10 protein-coding genes are annotated in these 23,087 nt (G+C 72.7%); 5 read left to right on the plus strand and 5 right to left on the minus strand.

What is annotated here, in order from left to right:
* Positions 1-74 precede the first annotated feature (74 nt).
* The 4 genes from ACGFZW_RS22460 to ACGFZW_RS22475 are packed head-to-tail and all read left to right on the plus strand — an operon-like array spanning position 75 to position 7,823.
* Positions 75-5,171 carry an amino acid adenylation domain-containing protein gene (locus ACGFZW_RS22460; protein WP_393894958.1) on the plus strand — a complete coding sequence of 1,699 codons (5,097 nt, stop codon included), beginning with the start codon at positions 75-77 and terminating at the stop codon, positions 5,169-5,171.
* Positions 5,172-5,209: 38 nt separating this feature from the next.
* The gene (locus ACGFZW_RS22465) at positions 5,210-5,491 is read left to right on the plus strand and encodes a phosphopantetheine-binding protein (RefSeq protein WP_393894959.1); all 282 of its coding nucleotides are present in this window, start codon (positions 5,210-5,212) and stop codon (positions 5,489-5,491) included.
* Positions 5,488-6,831, plus strand: coding sequence for an NAD(P)/FAD-dependent oxidoreductase (locus ACGFZW_RS22470; protein ID WP_393894960.1), 1,344 nt, complete (start codon positions 5,488-5,490; stop codon positions 6,829-6,831). The genes ACGFZW_RS22465 and ACGFZW_RS22470 overlap by 4 nt, the downstream gene beginning before the upstream one ends.
* A gap of 29 nt (positions 6,832-6,860) precedes the next feature.
* Positions 6,861-7,823, plus strand: coding sequence for an ArsR/SmtB family transcription factor (locus ACGFZW_RS22475; RefSeq protein WP_393894961.1), 963 nt, complete (start codon positions 6,861-6,863; stop codon positions 7,821-7,823).
* Between the two features lie 10 nt (positions 7,824-7,833).
* Here ACGFZW_RS22475 and ACGFZW_RS22480 read toward each other — a convergent pair whose 3' ends face one another.
* Together ACGFZW_RS22480 and ACGFZW_RS22485 are read right to left on the minus strand one after the other, a co-directional pair.
* A complete protein-coding gene (locus ACGFZW_RS22480) occupies positions 7,834-8,364 on the minus strand; it encodes a flavin reductase family protein (protein ID WP_393894962.1) in 531 nt (176 codons plus the stop codon).
* Positions 8,365-8,375: 11 nt separating this feature from the next.
* Positions 8,376-9,926, minus strand: a complete 1,551-nt coding sequence (locus ACGFZW_RS22485) for a tryptophan halogenase family protein (RefSeq protein WP_393894963.1) — start codon at positions 9,924-9,926, stop codon at positions 8,376-8,378.
* A 186-nt stretch (positions 9,927-10,112) separates the two neighbouring features.
* Here ACGFZW_RS22485 and ACGFZW_RS22490 point away from each other — a divergent pair, with 186 nt between their 5' ends.
* Positions 10,113-10,508, plus strand: a complete 396-nt coding sequence (locus ACGFZW_RS22490; RefSeq protein ID WP_393894964.1) for a hypothetical protein — start codon at positions 10,113-10,115, stop codon at positions 10,506-10,508.
* 86 nt (positions 10,509-10,594) lie between these two features.
* Here ACGFZW_RS22490 and ACGFZW_RS22495 read toward each other — a convergent pair whose 3' ends face one another.
* The 3 genes from ACGFZW_RS22495 to ACGFZW_RS22505 all read right to left on the minus strand — a co-directional run bounded on the left by ACGFZW_RS22495 (position 10,595) and on the right by ACGFZW_RS22505 (position 22,869).
* Entirely contained in the window at positions 10,595-15,838 is a 5,244-nt protein-coding gene (locus ACGFZW_RS22495) for a type I polyketide synthase (protein ID WP_393894965.1), read from the minus strand.
* Positions 15,839-15,858: 20 nt separating this feature from the next.
* Positions 15,859-16,926, minus strand: a complete 1,068-nt coding sequence (locus ACGFZW_RS22500) for a ketoacyl-ACP synthase III family protein (protein ID WP_393894966.1) — start codon at positions 16,924-16,926, stop codon at positions 15,859-15,861.
* Between the two features lie 63 nt (positions 16,927-16,989).
* Positions 16,990-22,869, minus strand: a complete 5,880-nt coding sequence (locus ACGFZW_RS22505; protein WP_393894967.1) for an amino acid adenylation domain-containing protein — start codon at positions 22,867-22,869, stop codon at positions 16,990-16,992.
* Between the last annotated feature and the right edge of the window lie 218 nt (positions 22,870-23,087).

Below are 23,087 nucleotides of genomic sequence, written 5' to 3' on the forward strand. Positions count from 1 at the left end.
GCCGTGGGGATGCCGCCGCGGCCGGGCCCGCAGCGGGCCGGAACCGGTAACTGCCGACCCATTGGGGAGAATCGATGACAGCGTCAGATCCGTCGGCGGCAGCGCCGCTCCACGAACTCATCGCCCGCCGCGCCGGGTCCTGCGCCGATGCCCTCGCCGTCGTCGACGGCGAGCGTGAACTGACCTACGGCGAACTGGACCGCGGCGCCAACCGGCTGGCGCACCTGCTGCTCCGGGTCGGTGCCGGCCCGCACGCACCGGTCGGCGTCCGTCTGCACCGGGGGGTGCACCTCGCCGTCGCGCTGCTCGCGGTGTGGAAGACCGGCGCGCCGTACGTGCCGCTCGACCCCGGCCACCCGCGGGCCCGCACCGCCGCCGTGCTGGCGGACACCGGAGCCACCGTGGTGGTGACCGAGGCGGAGCTCGCGGAGCGGACCGGCGCGACCGGGCCGCGCACCGTCACCCTGGACCCCGCGCTGACCGTCCTCGACGGCCTGCCCGACACCCGCCCGGCCGTCCCGGTGACCGGTCTGCACCCCGCCTACGTGCTGTACACCTCCGGCTCGACCGGCCGCCCCAAGGGCGTGGTGGTCACCCATGCGGGCCTCGCCAACCAGGTGGGCTGGCGTGCACGTACCCACGAACTGGGCCCCGCCGACCGGGTCCTGCACAAGACGCCGCTCACCTTCGACGCGGCCGGCTGGGAGATCTACGCGCCGCTGGTCAGCGGCGGCACCGTGGTGATGGCCCCGGCCGGCGCGGAGCGCGACCCCGCCCTGCTGGTGACGTCGGTCGGCCGCCACCGCGTCACGGTGCTGCAGGTTGTCCCCTCCGTGCTGCGGATGCTGGTCGACGAGCCGGGGTGGGAGGACTGCCGCACGCTGCGGATCCTGTCGTCGGGCGGCGAGCAACTGCACGCCGAACTGGTCCAGCGCTTCCTGAAGCGGGTGGAGGACAACCGCGACATCGAGGACGAGGTCGAGGTGTGGAACACCTACGGCCCCACCGAGTGCTCCAACGAGGTCGCCGGTCACCTCTTCGACCCCGTGCAGCGCTCCGGGCCGGTGGCGGTGGGCATGCCCGTCGACGGGATGCGCCTGGTCGTCGCCGACGCCGCCGGCCGGGCCGTGGAGGCGGGCGCCACGGGCGAGTTGTACATCGGCGGCATCGGCCTGGCGCAGGGCTACCTTGGCCGCCCGGACCTCACGGCCGAGCGGTTCCTCCCCGACCCGCACGGGCCGGCCGGCGCCCGGCTGTACCGGACCGGCGACCTCGTACGGCAGCGCGCCGACGGCAGTCTGGAGTACCTCGGGCGCACCGACCACCAGGTGAAGATCAACGGGGTGCGGATCGAGCCCGGCGAGGTCGAGGCCGCCCTCGCCGCCCACCCCCGCGTCGCCGAGTGCGCCGTCACCTCCTTCTCGACCGCCGACGGCTCCACCCGGCTGGCGGCCCACGTACGCCACCGCGACCCCGCCCACGCCCCGGATGCCGCGGAGCTGCGGCAGTTCCTCGCCGGGCGGCTGCCGGAGAGCCATCTGCCCTCCGTGTACGTGGCGACGAAGACCTTCCCGAAGACACCGAGCGGCAAGCTGGACCGGGCGGCCCTGCCCACCCCCGAGCAGGGCGGCACCCCGGACGCCGCCCCCGGCACGGACGCCGAGCAGGTGATCACCGGGCTGTGGCGCGAACTGTTCGGGACCGACGCCATCGGCGTGCACGACGACTTCTTCCGGCTCGGCGGCACCTCGCTCCAACTGACGCGCCTCGCCAACCGGTTGCGCGCCGCCACCGGCCAGGACATCGAACTGCCCCGGCTGCTGCTCGCGACCACCCCCGCAGCCCAGGCCCGGCTCCTCACGGCCGACGCCGCGCCCGGGAGCGACCCGGTGCCCGCCGTCCGCCCGGTGCCGCGCACCGGCCCGCTGCCGCTCTCCTTCGGCCAGCGCCGGCTGTGGCTGCTGGAACGCATCGACCCGGGCAGCCGCGAATGGGTGACCGGGCTGTTCCTCCGGGTCCCCGCCAAGGACGACACCGGCCTGGTCCAGGCAGCCCTGGACGCGCTCAAGGCCCGGCACGAGGGGCTGCGTACCCGCTTCGTGGCCGAGGAAGGCGATTCGGGCGAGCCGGTTCAGCTCATCGACCCGCCGGGCCCGATGGAACTGCGGACGGTGACCGCCCCGCGTGAGCGGATCGGGGCCGTCGTCGAACAGGACGCAGGGCTCGGCTTCGATCTCGCCCACGGTCCGGTGGCCCGCGCCCTGCTCATCAGCGACCCCGACAGCGAACCGGACCGCGACCACACCCTGGTGCTGCTGATGCACCACATCGTGGGCGACGGCTGGTCGGCGACCGTCCTGCGCAACGAATTCCACGCCCTCCTCGACGCGCTGCGCGAGGGCCGCGCCCCCGAACTGCCCCGCCTGCCCGTGCAGTACGCCGACTACGCGGTGTGGCAGCGAGAACGCCTCACCGACCAGGTCGTCGCACGGGAACTCGCCCACTGGAAGACGGTGCTCGACGGGGCCGCGCCGCTGGCCCTGCGCGGGGACCGGCCCAGGCCGCCCGCCCGGGACGCGCAGGGGGCGATCGTCACCTTCACCGTGCCCGCTCCGATCGCCGACGCGGTCACCGCACTCGGACGACGTGCCGACGCGACCCCGTTCATGGCGCTGCTCACCGCGTTCACCACCCTGCTCGCCCGGTACACCGCCCAGTGGGACGTGGTGATCGGCACCCCGGTGGCGGGGCGGGAGCGCCCCGAGATCGAGGGCATCGTCGGCTTCTTCCTCAACAACCTGGTCCTGCGCTGCCGGCTGGGCGGGTCGCTCGCCTTCACCGAGGCCCTGGCGCGGGTACGGGACGTGTGCAAGGAGGCGTTCGGGCACCAGGAGCTGCCCTTCGAGGAGTTGGTGGCCGAGCTTGCCCCCGAGCGCGACCTGTCGCGCACCCCCCTCTACCAGGTGGCGTTCGACTACCACGACGTCGAACTCACCGGCTCGGCGGCCGACGCCGCCGACCTGGATGCCGTGGCGGACGTGTCGACGATCGCGAAGACCGACCTCACCCTGTACATGCGCAAGCAGCCCGACGGCAGCGTGATCGGCGCGCTGGAATACGCCACCGCGCTCTTCGACCACGCCACGGTCGAGAGGATGGCCGGCCACTTCCAGCACCTGCTGGCCGCGGCCGCCACCGACCCGCAACGGCGCCTGGACGCACTGGACTTGCTCTCCGGGAGTGAACGGAGTGACCTGGAGCGGTGGAGCCACCGGCCCGCCCCCGAGGTGACGTCCTCCGTGCCGGCGCTGTTAGCGCGGCGGGCCGCGGCCGTCCCCGGGGCGACCGCCCTGGTCACCGGCCCGGCGACGGCGACCTTCGCGGAGCTGGACCAGCGGTCGAACCGCCTGGCCCGCCATCTGCGTGCGCTCGGAGTGGGCCCGGAGTCGGTGGTCGGCGTGCTGCTCGACCGCTCGGTTGACCTGCCGGCCGCGCTCCTCGCGGTGTGGCGGGCCGGCGCCGCCTTCGTGCCGCTCGACCCTGCCTTCCCCGCCGACCGCGTCGGCGCGGTCCTGGCCGACGCAGGTGCCCGCGCGCTGGTCACCACCACCGCGTACGGCGCGCGGCTGGCCGAGGTCTTCGACGGGCCGCTGCTGGCCCTCGACGACGCGGACCAGGCGGCGGCGATCGCGGCCCGGCCCGGCACACCCCTGGACCACCCGGCACACCTGGACCCGCGCCACGGCCGTGACCTGGACCTGCTGGCGTACATCATCTACACCTCGGGCTCCACCGGACGCCCCAAGGGTGTGCAGATCACCCACCGCGGGCTGGCCCACCATGTCCGCTGGGCGGTCGAGGAACTGGCGTCGCACGGCAGGGGCGGCGCGGGCGGCGCGGTCTTCTCGTCCGTCGCCTTCGACCTGGTCGTGCCCAATGTCTGGGCACCGCTGCTCGCCGGGCAGCCCGTACATCTGCTGCCGCAGGACCTGGACCTCACGGAGCTGGGCGAACGGCTCAGGTCCGCCGCGCCGTTGTCCTTCCTCAAGCTGACGCCCGGGCATCTGGAGATCCTGGCCCAGCAGGTCGACGCGGCGGAGCGGGCGGAGCTGGCCCAGGTGATCGTGGTCGCCGGTGAGGCGCTGCCGGTCCGTCAGGCCGACCGGTGGGCCCGCGCACTGGGGCCCGGCCGGCTGATCAACGAGTACGGGCCCACCGAGGCGTCCGTCGGCACCTGCACCTTCCCGGTGAGCGCCCCGGTGCACGGCGAATCGGTGCCCATCGGACGGCCGTTGCCCGGCGTGACGATGCGGGTGCTGGACGACCTGATGCGCCCGGTACCCGTCGGCGTGGCCGGTGAGCTGTACGTCGGTGGGCCCGGCGTCGCCCGCGGCTACGGCAGCCGTCCCGGCCTGACCGCCGAGTGCTTCCTCCCGGACCCCTACGGCGCGGCCGGCGCGCGGCTCTACCGGACCGGCGACCAGGTGCGGCTGCTGCCCGACGGCAGCGTCGACTTCCTCGGCAGGCGCGACGGCCAGGTGAAGATCCGCGGCTACCGGGTGGAGACCGGTGAGATCAAGGCGGTGCTCGACGACCACCCCGCCGTGCACGACGCGGTGGTCGTCACCGTGCAGGACGCCAACGGCACCGCGAGCCCGGCCGCCTACTGGGTGCCGGCGCCCGGGACGCCGGCGACGCCTGCGGTCCATGATGCCCTGACGGCGCACTGCGCCGAGCGGTTGCCCGCCTACATGGTCCCGGCCACCTTCACCCCGGTCGAGGCCATCCCGCTGAACGCGAACGGCAAGGTCGACCGGGCCGCGTTGCCCCGGCCCGCCGAGCGGGGCGCGGACGAGACGGTCGGCCCACGCGGTGTCGTCGAGGAGCGGATCGCGGAGATCTTCGAGGAGCTCCTCGGCGTCCCGGCCGGTGCGCACAGCCACTTCTTCCGCAGCGGCGGCAATTCGATCCTCGCGATCCGGCTGATCGCGCAGATACAGGACGCATTCGAAATCGAATTCCCCACCCGGGCCGTGTTCGAGGGCGGCACCGTAGCCGAACTCGCCGAGGTGGTGGAGGCGGCGGTACGAGCCGAGATCGGTCTGATGTCGGAGACCGAACTGCTGTCGCGGGCGCTGGAGCTGGACGAACAGCGCCCGTCCGAACGGTAATTCCGCATAACCCCTTCCATACCTGGAGAGCGCACACGATGACCGAAGAGGAATACGCCGCCGCACTCGTCACGTTCATCGGGGAAGAATTTCTCCCGAGCGAACAGCAGGAGGAACTCACCGACACCACTCCGCTCATGGAGTCGGGAATCCTGGACTCGCTGCGGGTCGCGCTCCTGCTGGGGCACATTCGCGACGAACTGCATCTGTACGTCTCGCCGGCGAAGATCGACGCCCACCATTTCAAGGACGTCAGGACCATCGCGGGCATGCTGCACGAGCTTTCGACGGAATCCGAGCTGGAGGAGAAGAGCGCATGAAGCCTGATTTCGATGTCGCGGTCATCGGCGGCGGTCCCGCGGGTTCCGCCACGGCCTCCTATCTGGCGCGGGCCGGGCTCTCCGTCGCCGTCTTCGAGAGCGAGATCTTCCCCCGCCCCCACGTCGGCGAGTCCCTGGTCCCGGCAACCACCCCGGTACTGCACGAGATAGGCGTCCTGGACAAGATCGACGAGGCGGACTTCCCCAGGAAGTACGGCGCCTCGTGGACGTCCGCGGAGTCCCGCGACATCCCGACGCTGGGCTACAGCGGCCTCAGCCACGGCTGGACGGCCGAGGTCGCGTTCACGGAGCGCAACCAGCCCGGTGTCGACCGCGACTACACCTTCCACGTGGACCGCGGCCGGTTCGACTCGATCCTGCTGCGGCACGCCGACGAGCAGGGCGCCACGGTCTTCAACGGTGTCCGGGTCCTGCGGACCGACTTCACCGACCCCGATCTGGTCCGGCTCACCGTCCGGCTCGCCTCTCAGGAGATCGACTTCACCGCGGGCATGGTGGTCGACGCCTCCGGCCGACAGACGCTGCTCGGCCGCCAGTTCAAGGTGAAGGTCGCCGACCCGGTGTTCGACCAGTACGCCGTCCACACCTGGTTCGAGGGCCTGGACCGTGCGGAGATCGCCCGTCACGCCGACCAGATCGACCACATCTTCGTGCACTTCCTGCCCATCAAGGACACCTGGGTGTGGCAGATCCCGATCACCGACAAGATCACCAGCATCGGGGTGGTGACGCAGAAGAAGCGCTTCGCCGCGTCGGCCGGCGACCGGGAGGAGTTCTTCTGGGACTTCGTCTCCAGCCGGCCCGAACTGCACGCCGCCCTGAAGAAGGCCGAGCGGGTACGGGAGTTCAAGGCCGAGGGCGACTACAGCTACGCCATGCAGCAGATCTGCGGCGACCGGTTCGTCCTGATCGGCGACGCGGCCAGGTTCGTCGACCCGATCTTCTCCAGCGGGGTGAGCGTCGCGCTCAACAGCGCCCGCATCGCCGCGCAGGACATCATCGCCGCGCACGGGGCCGGCGACTACGACAAGAAGCGTTTCGAGACGTACGAGACCAAGCTGCGCAACGCGGTGAAGTACTGGTACGAGTTCATCTCGATCTACTACCGCCTCAACGTGTTGTTCACCGCCTTCGTCCAGGACCCGCGGTACCGCATCGACGTGCTGAAGATGCTTCAGGGCGATGTGTACGACGGCGAGGAGCCCAAGGCCCTCAAGGCCATGCGCGAGGTGGTGGCCGAGGTGGAGAACAACCCGGACCACCTGTGGCACCCGTACCTGGGGACCCTCAAGGCACCGGCCTCGGCGCCGAGTTTCTGATTCGTCCGGCCGCGGGAGCGGGCAGGCACATGCAGCGAATCCACTTCACCGCCTCCGACCTGGCCCGCACCCGGTTGCAGAGCACTCTCGGCCCCCTGGCCGAGGGTGCTCTCGCGCTCGGTGCACTGGCCGGAGCCGGGCGGGCGGACCACGCGCGCTGGCGACTTGAGGTCCAGGGCCGGCTGGCGCAGCGGACCGGTTCCCGGCAGCCACCTTTCCGGCAACCGCAGGACCGGTCGCGGCACACCGTCGCCACCCCCTACGACCTGCTGTTCCTGCTGGAGCGAGCGGCCCCGCCGGGCGGCGGCGCGGCCTCCGGGCGCCCCCGTGCGGACGCCTCGCGGCTGGCCCTGGACATCTGGCGGGCCGGCGTCGCCCCGTACTGGGAGCGCATCCAGGACCGGCTGGACGCCGAGTGCGAGGCGCGTGGCCGGATCGTCGTGGCCGGGGGAGTGGAGCAGCTGCTGCTCACGCTGCACCCCAAGGTCGTGTGGCGTGGGCCGGTCCTGGAGATCCAGGACGGCCCCGACCGCGACATCCGGCTCGACGGACGGGGTCTGCTGCTCTGCCCCTCGGTGTTCCTGCCCGTGCGGGCCGTCCGCGTCGTCGCCTGCGAGCGGGCGACCGGCATGGCCGCGCTCGTCTTCGCCCTGCCGGTCGCCGCCCTGGCCGCCGACCTGTGGGACGGCTCCCCCGGCAGCTCCCAGGCGCTCAGCGCGCTCGTCGGGCAGACCCGGGCGGCGGCACTGCGCGCCCTGACGGCCTCCTGCACCACCGGACAGCTCGCCGCCCGGCTGGGGATCTCGTCGGCCGGTGCCAGTCAGCACACCACCATCCTGCGGAAGTCCGGCCTGATCACGTCGCGGCGGGTCCGCAACCACGTGCTGCACACGGTCACGCCGCTGGGCATGGCACTGCTCGGCGGCCGGCTCCGCGACGTGCCGCACGCGGCGGACCCCGCCGGGAGCTCCGCCGCGCACGCCGCGCTGTGAAGGGCGCCCCTCAGGCCTCCGGCCAGCCGCGGAACTGCCGCAGCCCGTAAAGGAGGGGGAGCCGGTCCGCGAGCCCGGTCACCCGCCGGGCCCGCCCGTAGACCGTCATGTGGTCGCCGACCCGCTGGGTCAGGAGCACAGCGCAGTCGGCGGCGGTGTGCGCGTCCGCCACCAGGTGCGGTCCCGCCGCCGGAGTACCCGACTCCCAGGGCACCAGGTCGAAGCGCCGCTGATGGCCGGATGCGAACAGCTCCGCGGTCCGGCGGGCCCCCGCGTGCAGCAGGTTCACCGCGAACGCCCCGGAGGTCAGGACCGCGTCCAGGGTCGGGCTGCCGTACCGCAGACAGACCAGCAGCACGGGCGGCTCCAGCGAGACGCTGCACACCGAGGAGCAGGTCATGCCCCGGGGCGCGGCGTCGCCGTCGTGGGCGGTGACGACGGTGACCCCCGAAGGGAACCCGCTCATCATCGCCCGGAACTCCTCGGCGCTCGCCGTGGCGTGCGGAGCCGATGGCTGCGTCCGGATGGCCGGTTCGGTCATCGTCCGCAGCCTCAGCGCATCGAGTTGAAGTACTCGTACGCCTTGGGGAGGGTCTTGATGAGCGCCTGGGTCTTCTCACGGATGGCCGCGAACTCGCGGTGCGCGGCGCTCGCGTCGGAGAGCCGCAGCGCGGGCGACGGCTTGAGCTCGATACCGCCGGTGCCGAGCAGGACGCACATGTACGAGTAGGCCGGCAGCCCGTGGTAGTAGGGGTAGACCGTCTCGCTGTCGGGCAGTTGGGTCTTCCACTTCTCCAGACGCTCGGCGAGTCCTTCGGGCAGCGGACGGGTCTTGGTGTCCCGCCAGTACCGGGTGTCGGCCCGCTTGGCGCCCGCGTAGTGCAGCACGAGGAACTCCCGGACCCCGTCCATGACGTGGGCGACGCCGTCGTTGTAGCGGTCGCGGTGGGTGGGGTCCCAGTCGCTGCCGGGGAAGTTCTTCACCAGCTGCTCGATGGCGTGGTGGATGAAGAAGATGCCGGTCGACTCCAGCGGCTCCACGAAGCCGCTGGCCAGGCCGATGGCCACGCAGTTCTTGACCCATGAGTTACGGCTGCGGCCGATGCGCATCCTGATGTGGTTGGCCTCGGCGTCCGCCGCGGCCGGCCCGACGAACGCACGCAGCGTACGCTCCGCCTCCTCCGGCGACAGGTAGTCCTTGGCGTAGACGTAGCCGGTGCCGACCCGGCCCATCAGCGGGATCGTCCAGATCCACCCGGCGTCCTGGGCGGTGGCGGTGGTGCAGGGGCGGATGCCGCGCTTCTCCATGTCCATCGGGACCTGGAGGGCGACCGCGCTGTCGTTGGGCAGGGTGTCCTGGTACGAGAGGAACGGCTCCTCCAGGGCCTGGTTGAGCAGGACTCCCCGAAAGCCCGTGCAGTCGATGAAGAGGTCACCGGTGAGGTCGCCGTGCTCGGCGGTCCGCACCGTGGTGATCCAGCCGCGGTCGTCGAGGTCGACCTTGTTCACGTCGTCCACGATGTGCCGCACGCCGCGGTCCACGGCATACGTGGTGAGGTACTTCGCCAGCAGGGCGGCCTCGAAGTGATAGGCGTAAGGGAACTGGGTCTTGCCCTGGTGCTCGGACATCGTCAGGCCCTGCATCTCGTCCGCGCCCTCGTCGAAGGGCTGGTCGATCAGCGTGCCGTCGAGCTGCCGCGGGCTGAGTCCGGCGTCGATGACCGAGGCCATCACGAAACAGTCCTTGTCGAAACGGTCGGTCGGCTTCTCCTGCAGCCACCAGTCGGTGAGCGGGAAGCCGTTGACCGACCGCAGCTGCTCGAACGGGTGGTAGAAGTAGTGGCCCTTCTCCCGCCAATTCTCGAATCGCACGGCAAGCTTGTAGGTGGCGTTGCAGGCCGGCATCCAGTCCTTCTCCTTGAGTCCCAGGAACTCGAAGAAGTGCCGGATGTCGCTGAAGGTCGCCTCGCCCACTCCGACCGTGCCGACCTGACCAGATTCGACCAGCGTGATGTCGACGCGGTCGCCGAATGCGGCTTTCATGTACGACGCGGTCATCCACCCCGCCGTGCCGCCCCCGACGATGACAATTCGCTTCACCATGCGAACCCCCCTGATCATTGACTCCGCGTAGTACGAACGGACTGGAGACTAAGCGCGGAGAGGGAAGGTGGATACCTCATTAAGTGTCCAGTGAAATGGGCAGGCGAGGCTTCGTAACTCCCTTACGGATTACTAGGCTCGGGGCCGTTCCCGTTCATCGCGCACCTTCACTGGAGGAGTTGTTCCATGCGTGGATCCAAGAGGACGGCGTCGCTGGTCGCCGCGGCCACCGCCACCCTCGCATTCTCCGGCCTGCTCGCCGCCCCGGCGTCCGCCGCCCCGGTGACCGCGGCCGCCTCGGTGACCGCCCCCGCGGCAATGGAGGTCGGCGGTTACCTCGACTGCGACCTGTACACCGCGCAGGCGTCGGGCAGTGGCTTCGAGCCCGGCAGGACGATAGTCGTCACCCATTACGGAGACTTCGGCACCCCTCCGACCCACACACTGGTCGTGAAGGCCGACGGCCGCTGGAGCACGCCCAAGATCAAGTGGTCGGGCTGGACCTACCGCGTCGAGGTGCGCGACACCCAGGGCACCCTGCTGGCCGACCAGTTCATCCACGAGTGCGGCATCTGGAGCTGAGGCCGGCCCGCGCCCGGGCAGACGGAAAGCCGCCCCTCTCTCCGGCCGGAGAGAGGGGCGGCTTTTTGTGTTGCGGGGGAGCGGAGTTACCCGGCGGGCGCCGGTTCAGCGGCGGACAGCAGTCCTGCGAGGTGCTCGCCGATCGCGGCCACCGTCGGCTGGTGCCACAGCAGCGTGGCGGGCAGCTTGTGCCCGAAGCGCTTCTCCAGCCGCTTGCGGATGACGATCGTCATCACCGAGTCGAGACCCTGCTCCACCAGCGAACGGCGGGTGTCCAGGGAGGCGATGGGCAACCGCATCTCGCCGGCGATCTGCGTGGCGACCTCCGTCAGCAGGCGCTCCCGCAGCTCCTCGGGGGGCAGCCCGGCGAAGGATTCGCCGTCCGGCCGCACGTCCCCGGCCGCGGCGGTCGCGGCGGTGCCGAGTTCGCGCAGCAGCGGCAGTCGTTCGGTGCCCGCCTCCGGCGCGAGGGTCCGCAGCACCGGGAAGTACCCGGCGCCGCGCCGCGCCGCATGGTCCCAGGCGCCGAAGGCCTCCGGGACGGAGATGTCGCCGACCCCCCGCTCCCGCAGCTCCAGGTCGACGACCTCGTTGACCGCCATGCCCTGTCCGCGCCACGAGGTCCAGGCGAGGCTCGTGGTGTCGCCCGCCGAACCTGCCGCCGTGGCCGCCGCGTTGCGGTGCAGCGCCAGAGCGTCCAGGAAGGCGTTGGCCGATCCGTACGTCGCCTGGCCCGACAGCCCGAGCAACTGGCCGCAGGAGGAGAACAGCACGAAGAAGTCGAGGCTGCCGACGGGGAACAGCTCGTGCAGCACCCAGGCGCCCTCCGCCTTGGGCCGCATCACCTCGCGCAGCGACGCCTCGTCGACGTCCGGGACCATCCGGTTGTCCAGCACACCGGCGGCGTGCACGATGCCCCGGATCGGCGGCAGCCCGAGCGCGTCGGCCGTCAGCAGCCGGGCGGCCCCCGCCGCGTCGGCGATGTCCAGTGCCACCGTCCGGACGGTCACCCCGAGCGCCTCAAGCGCCCGGACACCGGCGATGTGCCCGCGCACCGAAGGATCCGTGACGGTGTCCCATGCGGCGCGCGGCGGCAGGGCCCGCCGCCCGACCAGGACCAGGCGACGGGCGCCCCGTTCGGCCAGCCAGTGGGCGACCTCCAGCCCCAGGACACCCAGGCCGCCGGTGATCAGATAGGTGCCGTCGGCCCGGCAGGCCACCGGCTCCCGGACCGCCTCCCGCTCGGTGCGGACCAGCCGCGCTGCGGTGGCGACACCGTCCCGGATCGAGACCACGTCCTCCTGCGGAGCCGCCCCCAGCACCTCCAGCAGCGGTCCGGCCGCCGCCGCGGGCGCACCGGCCGGCAGATCGACGATGCCGCCCCACAGCTCGCCGTGTTCGCCCGCGACGACCCGGCCCAGGCCCCACAAGGCGGCGTGCGTGAGCTGCGGGGCGTCCCGGCTCTCCCGCACGCCGGTGGTGAGGCACCACAGCCGGGGGAACCGTACGGTGTCCACCGCGGCCAGCCGCTGCGCCGTCTCGAGCAGCAGCCAGGCGTGGCGGGCCGCCGCGTCCGGCACGCCGTCGCCGCCCACGGGCAGCGGCGGCAGCACCAGCACATCCGTGGACCCGTCCAGCCCGGGCAGCCCGTCCAGCTCAGCGGGGGCCTTGCAGACCCGGAACTCCGCGCCCGCCGCGGTGAGCCGCTCGCGCAGGGCGTCGGCCACCGGGCTGTCGGTGGCGCCGATCAGCACGACGTCCCTGACCGGACGTTCGGCCGTGGCCGACGGCACCGCCTCCAGCGGCCGCCACACCAGCTCGTGCACCAGATCCTCGGGACGGGCGGCGGCCAGGGTGTCCTTGCCGATCGACGCGTAGCGCACGCCCCGCAGCGCGGCCAGCACCGTGCCGTCCGCCGCGGCGACGAGGACCTCCACCGTGTCGGTCCCCGGGTCATGGCTGACCCGGATGCCGGCTTCGGCCGGCGGTTCGCCCTCGACGCGCACCTCGGCGAGCCCCGCCACCATGCGCAGCGCCGCCGGCCCGGGAAAGGCGGAAGGGGCGATGGACAGTGCGGCGTCGAGGATCGGCGCCCAGGTCGCCGGGGAGTGTGCGGGCTGCTCGGCCCGGACCCGCGCGTGCAGAGCGCCCTCGGCGCGCAGCAGTTCGTCGATCGTCCAGGAGAAGCCCATGGTGGGCACGCCGACGGAGGCCAGGTGCCGCTGGACTTCGCCGGGATCGGCCCCGGCCGTCCCGCCCGGCAGGGCGGGCAGTACGCCCAGCGGCGTCGCGGTCTCCCGCCCCGCCCCGGCCGTGGCCGTGGTGTGGGTGAGCCATGCGCCGTCGCCCTCGGCGGGCCGCGAGGAGAGGTGCAGCCCGTTGTCGTCGTGCACGACCTGGAGCTCGCGCCGTTCGGAGACCGTCAGGGGCAGCCGCAGCGCGACTTCGCGCAGGGTCCGCGAGGCCTCGGCTTCGCCGGTCGCGGACAGGAAGGTGTTGATGAGGACGGCGGCCGGGACGATCTCGGTGCCGTTGATGGTGTGGCTGCCGGGGTAGGGGCGGTTCGCGTCCTCCAACAGCGTGCGCCACAGCGTGATCCCCCGGCCGGAGACCGACACCGGTGCCCCGAGCAGGGCATGGGAGTCCACGTCGTGCGAGAGCCCCTGGCCGGCACCGGGGAAGGACGTCTCCCGCCAGTGCGGCTGTCGCTGCCAGGCGACCTGGGGCAGGGTGACCAGCTCGCCGGCCGGCTGGAGGCGGGCCCAGTCGAAGCCGATGCCACTGGTGTGCGCGGCGGCGACCGCCGTCAGCAGGGAGATGCGCTCGGACTGGTTGCGGCGCAGGGTGGAGCCGACGAACGCGTCCTCGATGCCCTCCTCCGCCAGCGTCTCCCCGAGCGAGTGGGCCACCACCGGGTGCGCGGAGACCTCCAGGAACGCGCGGTAGCCGTCCTCGCCCGCGGCCCGGGTCGCCGCCGCCAGCCGTACGGTGTTGCGGAGGTTGGCCGCCCAGTAGGCGCCGTCGGCGCACGGGGTGCCGCGCGGGTCCTCCAGAGCGGTCGAGTACATCGGGATCAGTTGCTCGCCCGGGCTCAGATCCGCCGCGGCGGCGGCGAGTTCGCGGAGCAGCGGGTCCATTTGCGGACTGTGGAAGGCGACATCGGACGCCACCCGTCGCAGCTGCACGCCCTCGGCCTGCCACTCCTCGACGAGCGCGTCGATCGCCGGAATGTCGCCGGAGACCACGGTGGAGCCGGGGGAGGCCGAGATGGCCGCCACCACGCCGGTGCGGCCGGCGAGCCGCTCGGTGGTCTCCTCCAGGGACAGGCTCGCCATGGCCATCGCGCCCTGCCCGGCAACCCGGCGCAGCAGCTTCGAACGGCGGCAGATCAGCCGGGCACCGTCCGAGTGCGACAGCGCGCCGGCGGTCACGGCTGCGGCGATCTCGCCGACGGAGTGGCCGATCACGGCATCCGGGGTGAGACCGTAGGAGCGCCAGACGGCGGCCAGCCCGATCTGCACCGCGAAGATCATGGTCTGGATGCGGTCGACGGTCTCGAAGTCGCCGTCGGTCAGGACCTGGCGGGGCGAGAACCCGATCTCCTCCAGGAAGACGGGTTCGAGCGCGTCAAGGGCCTCGGCGAACGCGGGCTCGCTCGCCAGCAGTTCACGGCCCATGCCGGACCACTGGGAGCCGTGCCCGGAGAACACCCACACCAGCCCCTTGCCGCCGGCGGCCGGTGCCGATCCGCTGACCGCCTCCCTGGACTGCTCGCCGTCGGCGATGATCCGCAGCTTGGCCGCGAGGTCCTCCCGGCCGCTCGCCACGATCGCGGCCCGGTGTTCCAGATGCGAGCGGCGCAGCGCGAGGGTGTGGCCCACCGAGGCCAGCGGGACGTCCTTCCCCGAGCCCGTCAGCCACTCGGCGAGCTCGCCAGCGGACTGCCGCAGGGCGTCCCGGGACCGGGCGGAGTGCGGGAAGAGCAGGGCGCTGTCCTCGCGGGCACCGGCGGCAGCGGCGGCCGGTGCGGCGGGTTCGGGTGCCTGTTCCAGCAGGACGTGCGCGATGGTGCCGCCGTAGCCGAAGCCGGATACACCGGCGCGGCGCGGACGGCCGCGCTCGGGCCAGGGAGTGCGCTCGGTGACGACCCGCAGTCCGTTGCCGCCCCAGTCGATCGCCGGGTTGCCCTCGGTGTAGTTCAGGCTCGGCGGGATCTCACCGTGGGACAGGGCCAGTACGGCCTTGAGCAGGCTGGCGACACCCGCACCGGCCTCCAGGTGACCGATGTTGGGCTTCACCGAGCCGACCAGGACCGGCTCGTCCGCGGGCCGGCCCGTGCCGTACACGGCACCGAGCGCCCCCGCTTCGAGCGGGTCGCCGAGCCGGGTGCCGGTTCCGTGCGCCTCGACATAGTCGACGGATCGTGCCGGGATGCCGGAGCGGCGCAGGGTCTCCTCCAGCAGCTGCTGCTGCGCCGCACCGCTGGGCGCCATGATGCCGTTGGTACGGCCGTCCTGGCTGACGTGGCTGCCACGGACGACGGCCAGCACCCGGTCCCCGTCCCGCACGGCATCGGACAGCCGCTTGAGGACGAGGACCGCGCCGCCCTCCCCGCGGCCGTAGCCGTTGGCGGAGGCGTCGAACGGTTTGCAGCGGCCGTCGGGTGCGGTGGCGCCGGCGGACTCCAGGGTCAGCGAGAGCCCGGGGGAGATGATGAGGTTGACTCCGCCGACCAGCGCGACCTCGCTCTCCCCGGCACGCAGGGACTGGCAGGCCAGATGGGTTGCGACCAGCGAGGCGGAGCAGGCGGTGTCGACCGCCATGCTCGGGCCGTGCAGGTCGAGGGCATACGAGATGCGGTTGGCGGCCGCGCACAGGGCGCTGCCGATTCCCGTCCATGCCTCGATGCCGGGCAGGTCCTCGAGCAGCCGGCGGCCGTAGTCGTCCGACCCGACACCGACGAAGACGCCGGTGTCACCGCCCGCCAGGCTCTGCGGGGGAATGCCCGCGTGCTCCAGCGCCTCCCAGACCACTTCGAGCAGCAGCCGCTGCTGCGGGTCCATCAACTCGGCCTCGCGAGGCGTGAGTCCGAAGAACGCGGAGTCGAATCCCTCGATGTCCTTGAGGAAGCCGCCGGGTATGTCGGCGCGGCGCACCGCGGCGCCGTGCTCGGGCCCGAGGTCCCGGTAGCTCTCCCACCGGTCCTGCGGCATCTCGCCGATGCCGTCGCGGCCGGAGAGCAGCAGGTCCCAGAAGGCGGCCGGGGAGTCCGCGTCGCCGGCCAGCCGGCAACCGGCTCCGATCACGGCGATGGGTTCAACAGTAGGCACGACTTGGTCTCCTTGCCTTGTCAACTGCACCACGGAGCGGGGTGCAGGATCCGCACGACCGCGCTGGAGAGGGTGACGCCCGGGCCGACGCCGAGCATCAACAGGTGATCACCGGGGCGGAGTTCGCCGGCCGTCAGGAGGTGATCGAGGGAGATGATCTGGTCGCTGGCGCCGAGGTGGCCCACGGTCCGGCCGAAGTCCCAGGTCGACTTCTCCATCGGCAGGCCGAGCGCGGCCATGCAGCGCTGCTCGACGATCTCCCGGGAGTAGTTCATGTACGCGACGCGGGTGACGTCGTCCAGCGTGAGGCCGGCCTCGTCCAAGGTCCGCTGCACCAGTTCCAGGGTCATGCCGTGGACCCTGACCAGGGCTCCGGTACCGGTGCCGTCGGCGAGCGCCGCCTGCTTGTACTCGGCGTTGCGGGCCCGGAAGTCCAGGGGTCGCCCGACGGTGGGGCCGGGTGGGAACAGCGGCTCGGTGCCCCGGTGCATCTGCTCGGCCTCCGAGACGGCGGCCGACCCCACCGAAAGGAGCTGGGCGAAGGACGGCTCGGTGGTGAGCACGACCGCGCCGGCGGCGTCCCCGGCCACATAGCCCGGGCCCATCCGCCAGCGGTCCATCATCGGCGTCCCGAAGTTGTCCGCCGCGACCAGCAGCGCGGTGGACGGCCGCGCACCCGAGGCGTCCGCGCCGTCCGGGCGGCCACGCAGATACCCGGCCCCCAGTTGGAGCGCGGCGAACATGCCGTTGCAGCCCTGCCGGACCTCGACGGCGAGCACGTCGTTGCCGACGAGCTGCCGTTGCAGGTAGTACTGCGGCTGCCACCCGTCGGGGCCCTGGTGCCAGGAGTCGGCGTACAGCAGCAGATCGGTGTCCTCGGGGCGGTGCCCGGCCCGCTTGTACGCCTCCTGCGCCGCGCGCAGCGCCATCTCGGGTGCCGGGACCTCACCGGCCACGGCGGCCCCCGCCAGCTCGTGCAGCTCGGCCTCGAACTCGGGGTAGCGACCCTGCGCGACGGCGTCCTCGACGGTGACTGTGCCGGGCAGGAAGACTCCGAGCCCCTTGATGAATACCTCGGGCGTGCGCAAGGCCGCCTCGCCTCCTTGGTTGTTGTGTGGGTCGTGCCGCGACCGGAAGAGCGGGCCCGCTGGTCAGGTGCGGCCGGCCACCGCTTCGAGCGTCCGTACCAGCCGCTTGAGCAGGCGTCCGGCCTCCGCCCGGGAGAAGGCATCGGTCCGGTAGCCGATCCGCAGGGTGAGGGTGCGGCCGGGCACGGCGGCCAGCCGCAGCGGGTAGTGGGTACCGTCCACGACGTCGAAGTCCGCCACCCGCAGCCCGCCCGCCGCCGCCACGTCGGCGATGTCGAAGGAGTAGTTCACGAAGGTCAGGGCGGTGTCGAAGAGCGCGCCGCCACGGTAACCGAGGTCGGACCCGCCCGCCGCGCCCGACGCCTGGCGCTGGATGTCGCCCAGCGCCAGATGGTGGTGGGGCAGCAGGGCGGTCTGCTCCTCCTGGAGCCGCGCCAGCGTCGCCATCAGCGGTTCTCCCGCCCGTAGCCGCAGCCTGACCGGGATCGTGTTGGTCAGCAGGCCGACGATCGCCTCCACGCCCGGCAGTTCCGGCGGGCGCCCGGCGACCGAGACTCCGAACAGGACGTCGTCGCTGCCCGTCACCTGAGCCAGCATCAGGCCCCAGGCGCCCTGCACCGCGGTGTTCAGGGTGAGGCCGTGGGCGCGGACACGCGCGCCGAGCGCGTCGGTCAGCTCCTCGTCCAGCTCGTGTTCCAGTCGGGCCTGCTGCTCCTTGGCCGGTCCCGACGCGTCCGGGGCGACGTAGGTGGGCCCGGCCAGCCCCTTGAGCGCCTCGCTCCAGGCGAGCCGGGCGGGCGTGCGTTCCCGGGCGGCCAGCCAGGCCGGGTAGGCGCGGTGCGAGGTGACGGGCGGCAGCCCCGTGCCGTCGCCACCGCGTGCGTAGAGCGCGAACAGCTCACGGATCAAAATCGCCGTCGACCAGCCGTCCCAAAGAATGTGATGCGCCGTCAGCAGTACCTGGTGACGGCCCTCGGCCAGCTTCAGCACCAGGAACCTGAGCAGCGGCGGGGCCGCCATGTCGAAGCGGCGCCCGCGCTCCGCGGCAGCCAGCCGCAGCGCCTCGGCCTCCCGCTCCGCCTCCGGCAGACCGGACACGTCGAGCTGGGTCCAGGGGAGGGCGACCGCGTCGCAGATGATCTGCACGGGCTCCGCCGTCCCCTCGTGCCGGAAGGCGGCCCGCAGCCCGCTGTGCCGGGCGAGCAGCGTGGTGGCCGCCGCACGCAACGCCGACGGGTCCAAGGGTCCGGCCAGGTCGAAGCGCAGCTGCGCCGCATAGGCGTCGACCCCGTCGCGGGCCAGGATGCTGTGGAAGAGCAGGCCCTCCTGCAGGGGTGCCAGCGGCAGTACGTCGGACATGCCGGGGAACGCGGCGGCCAGCGTGTCGATCTCCTCCTGACCCAGTGCGACCAGCGGAAGGTCGCTGGGAGTCAGTCCGCCGGCGCCGGCCGTGCGGCTGTGGGCCACGAGGCCGCTCAGCGCGGCCCGCCACAGCTCGGTCAGTTCCTTCACCGCGGCGTCCGAGTGCCGCTCGCCGTCCCAGACGACGGCCACGTTCAGCGCGGGCCCGGCCACCCCGGCGCACCCGACCACGGTGAACTCGACGCCGTACTCGGCCTCGCCGTCCAGGTCGTGCGGGCCGCCGGTGCGGGGCCCGGCGAAGTGGAAGCTCTCCGCTTCGCCGCTGGGCAGCCAGTCCCCGGTGCCGTCCGCGCCGGCCACCGGCAGCAGACCACGGTCGCGGAACGCGAGCGCCGGTGCACGCCGGTGCGCCAGCTCGGCGGCCGCCTCCGGATGCAGTCGGCGCAGCAGACCGAATCCCGTGCCGTCGCCGGGCAGTGCCCGCAGCTGTTCCTTGACCCGCTGGAGCGCCCGGCCGAGCGGGGCAGCTCCCGCGCACACCTCCTCCCAGGAGACCGGGCCCGGATCGAGCCGTACCGGGGCGGTGTCGGCGAAGTGCCCTACGGTGCGCAGCACTCCGGTGTGCGGTGCGGCCCCGGTGCGGCCCGCGCGCTCCACCTCCAGCAGGACGTCCGGACCGGCCCCCCGGTCCGGACGGTCCGTCCAGCGCGCGTACGCCAGCGCCAGGGCGGTGACCAGGACGTCGCCCGCGTCGGCACGGTACAGCTGCGGGAGCGTCGTCAGCACGGGCGCGAACTCCTCGGCGGGCAGGGTCAGCCGAAGGCCCCGGGCGCGGCCGGGGGCCGGGCCGTCGGCGGCGGGGGCGCCCAGGATCCCGGCCCAGGCGGCCGTCTCGTCGGTGCGTGCGGATGCCGCGGTGGCCAGCCTCCCGGCCCAGGTCCGCAGTGAGGTGCCGGCCGGGGCGAGCGCCACCGGCCGGCCGGCCGCCACGTCCGCCCAGGCCGTGGCGAGATCCGCCAGCAGAATCCGCCATGAGGCGGCGTCCACGGCGAGCCGGTGCACCACGACGAGCAGCCGGGCCACGCGGCCTGGACCCGCGTCCAGGTACACCGCATGCACCATCCGCCCGTCGCCCGGCGAGAGCCGGCGCACCGCGACGGCCATCCCGGCCTCGACCGCGTCCTCGATGTCGGCGACCCGGGTGACCAGGTCCTGCGCGGCGAAGGTGGCCGGGGGCAGCGTCCGGGCCTGCCACCCCTCCGTGGTGGACGCGGACACCCGCAGCCGCAGTGCGTCGTGGTGGTCCACCACGGCCCGGACGGCTTCGCGGACGTCCGCGAAGACCGCCCCGGCCGGGAGCCGGAGCAGCACCGACTCGTGTCCTGCGGCGCCGGGCGGGGCGTGTTCGGTCAGCCGGGCGAAGGCCGGGGTCACCGCTACCGGCCCGACGCCCGCGCCCGCGTCCTCGGCCGACGTGCAGATGCTGTCCGACTGCCGTGCGAGGGGCGCCAGTTGGGCGACGGTCGGATGCCGGAACACCTCGCCGAGCTCGATGCCGAGCCCCGCCTCGTGGGCCCGGGTGACCAGCTGCAGCACGGAGACGCTGTCCCCGCCCCGGTCGAAGAACGAGTCCGCCACGCCGATCCGGTCCACGCCCAGCACTTCGGCGAACAGGCCGCACAGCGTCTCCTCCAGGACATCGCGCGCCGGCCGCTCGGCGGCGGCGGAGAAGTCCGGTGCGGGCAGTGCCCGTCGGTCCACCTTGCCGTTCGGGGTGACGGGCAGGGAGTCCAGCAGCACCACCGCCGCCGGAACCATGTGGTCCGGCAGCGAACGGGCCGCGAACCGCCGCAGCTCGTCCGGGTCCGGCAGCGTGCCGGGCGCGGGCAGCACATAGGCGACCAGCTGTTTGCGGCCCGGCCGGTCCTCCCGCACCACGGCGATCGCCCCCTTGACGGAGTCGTGCCGCGCCAACGCCGCCTCGATCTCGCCCGGTTCGATCCGGAAGCCGCGGACCTTGACCTGGTTGTCGGCGCGCTCGACGTACTCCAGCTGACCGTCGCCCCGCCACCGTACGAGGTCGCCGGTGCGGTACATCCGCGAGCCGGACCCGCCGAACGGGCACGGCACGAACCGCTCGGCCGTGAGCGGCGCACGGCGCAGATAGCCGCGCGCGAGCCCGTCACCCGCGAGGTACAGCTCGCCCACCGCGCCGGGCAGCACCGGTGTCATCGCCTCGTCCAGCACGTACACCCGGGAGTTGGCGACGGGGCGGCCGATCGCCGGCGCCCCGTCGGGGGTGAGCGGTGCGCTCACGGTGCTGGTGACGGTCGCCTCGGTGACTCCGTACTCGTTGTACATCGTGCGGCCGCGGGACCAGCGCCGCAGTGTCTCCGGCGCCATGGGCTCGCCACCGGTGATCAGCACCCGCAGGTCGGGCAGTTCCTCCGACGGCAGCCGGGTGAGGAACACCGGGGGGATCGCCGCATGGGTGACGCGCTCCGCCCGCAGCAGCCCGGCCAGCGTGTCGCCGGTCGCGGTCTGTCCCGCGGGGGCGAGCACCAGACGTGCCCCGGCCAGCAGCGTCGGCCAGATGTCGCCCATCGCCACGTCGAAGCTGGGCGAGACGAGCTGCAGCACCCGGCTCCCGGCGTCGAGCCCGTAGCGGGCGATGCGGTCGTCGACGAAGTTCCGCAGGCCACGGTGCGGTACCACCACACCCTTCGGGGATCCGGTGGAGCCGGAGGTGTAGATGACGTAGGCAGGGTGCCCGGGGTCGGGGGCGGCGGGCCGGGGAGCGCCGGGAAGGACGCCGGGACCCGGATCCCCGTCGAGGAGGATCCGGGGGATCCCGGCGGGCAGCCGTGGCTCCACGGCCGCGGTGGTGAGCACGCACCGGGGGGCCGCGTCCCGCAAGGTGTACGTGATGCGTTCGGCCGGATAGGACGCGTCCACGGGGACGAAGGCGGCGCCCGCCTTGAGGGTCGCGAGCATCGCGACGACGAGGGCGGGCGAGCGGGGGAGAGCGAGCGCCACGAAGTCCTCGGGCCCCACCCCCCTGCCGGCCAGGTCCCGGGCGAGCGCGTCCGACTGCGCGTCCAGTTCGCCGTAAGTGAGCGTGCTGCCTTCGTGCACGAGCGCGATGCGCTCCGGCATCCGGGCGGCGGTCGTGCGGAACAGCTCGGGAACGGTTCCGCCCGGCCGCGGCAGCGCCGTGGCGTTGCGCGTCACCAGGAGCTCCTGCCGCTCGGCCGGGCCGAGCACCTCGACGCCGGTGAAGGGGAGCTCCGGGGCCTCGGCGACGGCGCGGAGGAACGCGGTCAGCCGCTCCCGGTGGCCTTCGAGACTGACCGCGTCGTGCAGCTCGGGGTTGCCGTCCATCACCAGCGACATCGCGGCGCCCTCGGCGTCCGGGCGGAGCGTGACGAACAGGTCGAGTGTCGGGCCCGAGGCCAAGTTGTGGCTGGTTGCGCTCAGTTCACCGAAGCGCAGCGGCCCGCCGTACGGCATGAAGTTGACGATGGGCCCCAGGAGCGCCCCCGCACCGCCGTCCAGCCCGAGCTCGCGCTGCAGGTCCTCCAGCCGGAACCGCTCGTGCCTGAGTGCCCGGTGGACCTCCTCGGTCACCAGAGGCACCAGCCGGGCGAGCGTGGCTCCGGGGGCGACGTCCACCCGGACCGGCACGCTGTTGGTCACCATGCCGGGTACGGCCCGCGCCTTGACGCTGCGGCGTCCCGTCACCGGCAACCCGACGATCACGTCCCGTTGGCCGGTCACCCGGTGGATGTAGGCCGCGACCGCGGTCATGAGGAGGATCTGCCAGGTGGTGCCGGTCGAAGCTGCGGCCTTGCGCAGCAGCTCGATGTCCTGCGCGGGCAGCGGACCGCTCCGGCGCAGCCGCAGCTCCTCCTCGGGCAGGGCCTGTGCCGCACCGGTCCTGCCGGGCACGCGAAGAGCTTCCGGCAGGTCCCGGAAACGCTCCAGCCAGTACGCGCGGTCCCTGGCGTAATCCGGAGAGGAGCGATAGGCGGTTTCCTCGTCGAGCAGTGTCGTCAATGGGCCGAAGGCCGGCTCGACTTCGCGCTCCCCACGTGCCAGTGCCGAATAGATTTCCGCGAGACGCCGGCCCAGCAGATGAACTCCGTAACCGTCCACCACCACATGATGTATTCGGTAGTAGAACAGGAAACAGGTGGCGTTCACCTTCAGCAGGGCGTAGGCGGACACCGGGCCGCGGGCGAGGTCGAGCGGACGGCGGACGTCCGCCCGCATCCAGCGGCCCGCGTCGCCCTCGGGGTCGGCCGCGGTGGTGAAGTCGACCAACGGCAGGTCAACCGCGTGGTCGGGATCGAGGACCTGCCACAAACCGTCGTCCTGGACCACGGACTTGATGCGGACGATCTCGGCCTCGGCACGCAGAGCCCGCCAGGCGGCACGCAGCAGCGCGACATCGACCCGGCCCTCGATCCGGATGTACTCCGCGCAGTTGTACTTCTGCCCGGACGCATCCAGTTGATGGGCGAACCACACCCCCTGCTGACCGGCGGACAAAGGCAGCCGCACCGCGTCCCTCTCGACCATTCTCGGCTCCATCGCTCGCCCATCTTCGAGAAATTGGCGCCAGCCGGCCGTTGGAATAACCCCTTGCGCACTGGCTCCCGCACAGTGGTGAACGGTAATGACCACCATGCGGAGCGCGGCTATAGACCGCCTATACCACCTTCGGGCCGTGCCGTTATCGGCCGGATAGCGAAGAAATATAGAACCGGCCTCCAGGGTCGGACCGGACCCCGGTCCGA

Origin of the sequence: Streptomyces sp. NPDC048248 (genome assembly GCF_043201875.1) — a bacterium.
GTDB lineage: Bacteria > Actinomycetota > Actinomycetes > Streptomycetales > Streptomycetaceae > Streptomyces.